Here is a 4,683-nt window from a genome sequence, read left to right on the forward strand (position 1 = left end):
CGAGTTCCCCGGCACCGACATCGTGGGTCGCCTGTACACGCTGCACATCCTGCTGCTCCCGATGCTGGTCATCGCCTTCATCGCCGTGCACCTGATGCTCATGATCATCAACAAGCACACGCAGTTCGCCGGCCCCGGCCGCACGAACGACAACGTCGTGGGCTACCCGATGATGCCGGTCTACATGTCCAAGATGGGCGGCTACCTGTTCATCGTCTTCGGCACCATCGTGCTGATCGCGACGTTCTTCCAGATCAACCCGATCTGGAACTACGGCCCCTATGACCCCTCCCCCGTCTCGGCCGGTACGCAGCCGGACTGGTACATCGGGTTCGCGGACGGCGCCCTGCGCCTGGCACCGTCGAACTGGGACATCGTGTTCCTCGACCACACCTGGTCGTTCGGCATCCTGGCCCCGGTCGCCGTTCTCGGTCTGTTCATCGTCATCGTCGCGATCTACCCGTTCATCGAGGCGTGGGTCACCGGCGACAAGCGCGAGCACCACATCGCGCAGCGTCCGCGCAACGCGGCCACCCGCACCGCGATCGGCGTCGCCGGCGTCATCTTCTACGCGGTCCTGTGGGCGGCGGCTTCGTCCGACCTCATCGCCACGCACTTCATGCTCACCATGGAAGGCGTCATCCACACCCTGCAGGCACTGCTGTTCCTGGGCCCGATCATCGGCTACTTCGTCACGAAGCGCATCTGCATCGCGCTCCAGAAGAAGGACCGTGAGATCGTCCTGCACGGCTTCGAGTCCGGACGCATCGTCCGCCTCCCCGGCGGCGAGTTCATCGAGGTGCACCAGCCGGTCGACGTCTACGACCGCTGGAAGCTCATCGACGTCGACGGCTACGAGCCGCTGGTCGTCCGCCCGAACGCCAAGGGACGCATCCCGTGGACGGAGAACCTCCGCTCCGCGATGTCGCGCTGGTTCTTCGAAGACCGCCTCGCTCCGCTCACGCAGGCCGAGATCGATGCCGCCGACGCGCACCAGCACCACGTCACTGCGGGTAACGAAGAGGCGGAGGCTGCCGAGATCCAGGGCGCTCACGAGCGCGCCGGGTTCCCGGATGCGCCGCTCACCGTCGACGAGACGCACGTCGACGAGACGCCGAACACGCCCAGCACGGTGATCTCGACCGAGCCGGTCAAGAAGCCTCGGAAGAAGAAGTCGGAGGACGACGCGTAGTCGTCGCTCCCCTTCGCGAAGGCCCCGTCCGCTCGGACGGGGCCTTCATCGTTCTCCCCTGATGAGAGGATCGTCTCATGTCTTCGGTCGTCCGCCTCCTCCGTGCTCCCTTCCTCGCCGACGCCCCGTACGCGTACGCCGCCACCGCCCCCGCTGACGCGCGTCTGGTCTTCCTGGCCGGAGCCTGCCCGTTGGAGGACGATGGGACGACCACCGCCCCCGGTGACTACGCCGCTCAGGCGGCACGGTGTGTCGAGACGCTGGAGCTCGCACTCAAGGCTGCCGGCGCCACTCTGACGGATGTCATCAGCACGCGCGTCCTGGTGGCTTCCTCCGCGCAGCGGGACCTCGTCACGGCCTGGGACGTCATCCACGCCGCGTTCGGCGCTCACGACGTGCCCAGCACCCTTCTCGGGGTCACGGTGCTCGGCTATGACGACCAGCTCGTCGAGATCGAGGCGGTCGCCGCTCTGCCCGCGGATCGTGCATGATCACCCTCATCCGACACGCGACGGATCAGGACCATGCCGTCCTGGAGGAGATCGAGCGCGCCGCTGACAGCCTTCTGACCGATCGCTTCGGTGCCGAGGACTGGCCCCCGCCATCGACAGCCGACGACCGTCAGCGCGCGGAGGGATTCGTCCTGGTGGCCACCTGCTCCCCTGCGACGGAAGCTGCCGGCGGAGGTGACATGCCGGTCGGGTTCGTTCAGGTGCTGGAGGGACCCGGGTACGCCCATCTGGAGCAGTTGTCCGTCCACCCCGCTTCCGGTCGCCGCGGGATCGGTCGCGCCCTCGTTCTGGCGGCCCAGGACGAGTCCCGCCGTCGGGGCCGCTCGCAGCTCACGCTGCGCACCTACGCGGATGTCCCCTGGAACGCCCCTTTCTACTCCCGCTGCGGCTTCGCGGAGTCCACGCCGGACACCGACTTCCTCCGTGAGCTCGTCGCCGTCGAAGAGCGTCTGGGCCTGACCCGGTACGGACGGCGGATCCAGATGACCGCGGCGCTCTGACCGGCTACGACGGCAGGATTCGCGCGACGCACGACGGAATCCCTCGGTCGTCGGCGCCCGCGCATCCCTAGTCTGGGCTCATGATCGATCCTCTCGACTACTTCGCCGCCCGACTCGCCTTCGAGACCGACCCCAGCGACGTGCACGCCGACCGTGCCACCGGCCGCGCGCTGGTCGTGATCGACGTCCGCTCGAGCGAGGCATTCGCCCAGGGGCGCGTGTCCGGCGCGCTCCACATGCCTCACAGCGAGATCGCTCACCGCGCCCCGGAGGAAATCCCGGCGGATGCCGAGGTCGTCGTCTACTGCTGGAGCCCCGGATGCAACGGCGGTGTCCGCGGCGCGCTCGAGTTCGCTCGTCTGGGCTATCGAGTGCGCGAGATGATCGGCGGCTTCGAGTACTGGGCCCGCGAGGGATATCCCGTCGAAGACGCCGAGGGTGTGCACCACCGTCCCGTCGACCCCCTGACCGGAATCCCCCGCATCCGCACCCGCGTATGAACAGGTCACAGGAACGACGAAGGCCCCCGGAGTGATCCGGGGGCCTTCGTGGTGCGAGCTGACTCAGCGGGCGAAGTTGCCGCGGTAGTACTCGTAGACCCAGCCGACGATCGCGACCACGAAGATCGCGAGGCCGATCGGGAGCAGGAAGTGACCGACCGCAAGACCCACGACGAAGACACCCGCCGAAGCTGCGAGCACCAGCGGCCACCAGGACCACGGGCTGAACTCGCCGAGCTCGGGGTCACCGTCGTCGATGTCCGACGTGAGGATGTCCTCGGGCAGCTCGCCGTTCTGCGCCTTGTGCGTCCGGTCGAGGTAGAAAGCGACCATCGCGCCCATGAAGGCCGAGAAGAATAGGGCGACCGTGCCGACCCACTCGATCTGGTTCACCAGCGGAAGCCCCGGGTGAGCCAGGATGTTCCAGCCCGTGTAGACGACGCCGACAAGGGCGAAGAACGCGGTGAGGACCCACCAGATGATGACGTTGTCGCGCATGGCTCAGTGGCCCTCTCGCTCGCCGGGTGCGGTGGTCGCGAACTCCGCGGCCTCCGGGTGGTTCAGATCGAAGGCCGGACGCTCGCTGCGGATGCGCGGGATCGACGTGAAGTTGTGCCGCGGCGGCGGGCACGAGGTCGCCCACTCCAGCGAGGCACCGTAACCCCAGGGGTCGTTCACGGTCACCTTCGGAGCCTTGCGGGCGGTGATCCAGACATTCAGGAAGAACGGCAGCATCGACGCACCGAGGATGATCGCACCGATCGTGGAGACCTGGTTCTGCCAGGTCCAGCCGTCCGCCGCGGAGTAGTCCGCGTAGCGACGCACCATGCCGTCGACACCGAGCCAGTGCTGGATGAGGAAGGTCATGTGGAAGCCGACGAACAGCATCCAGAAGTGCACGTAGCCGAGGCGCTCGTTGAGCATGCGTCCCGTCCACTTCGGCCACCAGAAGTAGAAGCCGGCGAACATCGCGAAGACGACGGTGCCGAACACCACGTAGTGGAAGTGCGCCACGACGAAGTACGAGTCGCTGAGGTGGAAGTCGAGCGGCGGGGCCGCGAGGATCACGCCGGTGAGACCACCGAAGACGAACGACACGAGGAAGCCGAGCGAGAACACCATCGGAGTCTCGAAAGTCACCGACCCTCGCCAGAGCGTTCCGATCCAGTTGAAGATCTTCACACCCGTGGGCACCGCGATGAGCATCGTCATCAGGGCGAAGAACGGCAGCAGCACGGAGCCGGTGACGTACATGTGGTGCGCCCACACGGCGACGGACAGGGCCGCGATCGCGATCGTCGCGTAGACCAGGGTCTTGTACCCGAAGATCGGCTTCCGGCTGAACACCGGGAAGATCTCCGAGACGATGCCGAAGAACGGCAGCGCGATGATGTAGACCTCGGGGTGACCGAAGAACCAGAACAGGTGCTGCCAGAGCAGGACACCGCCGTTGGCCGGGTCGTAGATGTGGGCGCCGAGGACGCGGTCGGCCGCGGCAGCGAAGATCGCCGCGGCGAGGACCGGGAAGGCCATCAGGATCAGCAGGCTGGTGATGAGCGTGTTCCAGCTGAAGATCGGCATGCGCCACATCGTCATGCCGGGAGCACGCATCGTGATGATCGTCGTGATGAAGTTCACCGCACCGAGGATGGTTCCGAAGCCCGAGATGCCCAGACCGAGCATCCAGAGGTTTCCACCGGCACCCGGCGAGAACGAGGCGTTGGCCAGCGGCTGATACGCGAACCACCCGAACGAGGCGGCACCCTGCGGGGTGAGGAAGCCGGCGACGGCGATGGTCGAACCGAACAGGAACAGCCAGAAGGCGAAGGCGTTAAGACGCGGGAACGCGACGTCCGGAGCACCGATCTGCAGCGGCAGGATCGCGTTCGCGAAGCCCGCGAACAGCGGCGTCGCGAACATCAGCAGCATGATCGTGCCGTGCATCGTGAACAGCTGGTTGTACTGCTCCTTCGTCGGGA

6 protein-coding genes are annotated in these 4,683 nt (G+C 66.6%); 4 read left to right on the forward strand and 2 right to left on the reverse strand.

Annotation, left to right across the window (positions count from 1 at the left end; genetic code table 11):
* The 4 genes from B2W79_RS15535 to B2W79_RS15550 all read left to right on the forward strand — a co-directional run.
* The coding region (locus B2W79_RS15535; RefSeq protein WP_292791023.1) for a cytochrome b at positions 1-1,192 on the forward strand (1,192 nt) is incomplete at its 5' end.
* A gap of 77 nt (positions 1,193-1,269) precedes the next feature.
* On the forward strand, positions 1,270-1,683 hold the full coding sequence (locus B2W79_RS15540) for a RidA family protein (protein ID WP_292791026.1): 414 nt from the start codon (positions 1,270-1,272) through the stop codon (positions 1,681-1,683).
* Entirely contained in the window at positions 1,680-2,204 is a 525-nt protein-coding gene (locus B2W79_RS15545) for a GNAT family N-acetyltransferase (RefSeq protein WP_071329822.1), read from the forward strand. Before B2W79_RS15540 ends, B2W79_RS15545 begins: the two co-directional genes overlap by 4 nt.
* Before the next feature lie 80 nt (positions 2,205-2,284).
* Positions 2,285-2,704 carry a rhodanese-like domain-containing protein gene (locus B2W79_RS15550; protein ID WP_071329823.1) on the forward strand — a complete coding sequence of 140 codons (420 nt, stop codon included), beginning with the start codon at positions 2,285-2,287 and terminating at the stop codon, positions 2,702-2,704.
* 63 nt (positions 2,705-2,767) lie between these two features.
* Here the strand turns inward: B2W79_RS15550 and B2W79_RS15555 are convergent, their stop codons facing one another.
* Together B2W79_RS15555 and B2W79_RS15560 are read right to left on the reverse strand one after the other, a co-directional pair.
* The gene (locus tag B2W79_RS15555) at positions 2,768-3,202 is read right to left on the reverse strand and encodes a cytochrome c oxidase subunit 4 (protein WP_025105064.1); all 435 of its coding nucleotides are present in this window, start codon (positions 3,200-3,202) and stop codon (positions 2,768-2,770) included.
* A 3-nt stretch (positions 3,203-3,205) separates the two neighbouring features.
* On the reverse strand, positions 3,206-4,683 hold a 1,478-nt coding region (locus B2W79_RS15560; protein ID WP_292791038.1), incomplete at its 5' end, for a cytochrome c oxidase subunit I.

It is taken from the genome of Microbacterium sp. UBA7513 (assembly GCF_002478345.1).
GTDB lineage: Bacteria > Actinomycetota > Actinomycetes > Actinomycetales > Microbacteriaceae > Microbacterium.

Bases quoted from the DNA above. Each gene is read 5' to 3' on its own strand.
- B2W79_RS15540 (WP_292791026.1), top strand. From the start codon at position 1,270: ATGTCTTCGGTCGTCCGCCTCCTCCGTGCTCCCTTCCTCGCCGACGCC.
- B2W79_RS15545 (WP_071329822.1), top strand. From the start codon at position 1,680: ATGATCACCCTCATCCGACACGCGACGGATCAGGACCATGCCGTCCTG.
- B2W79_RS15550 (WP_071329823.1), top strand. From the start codon at position 2,285: ATGATCGATCCTCTCGACTACTTCGCCGCCCGACTCGCCTTCGAGACC.
- B2W79_RS15555 (WP_025105064.1), bottom strand. From the start codon at position 3,202: ATGCGCGACAACGTCATCATCTGGTGGGTCCTCACCGCGTTCTTCGCC.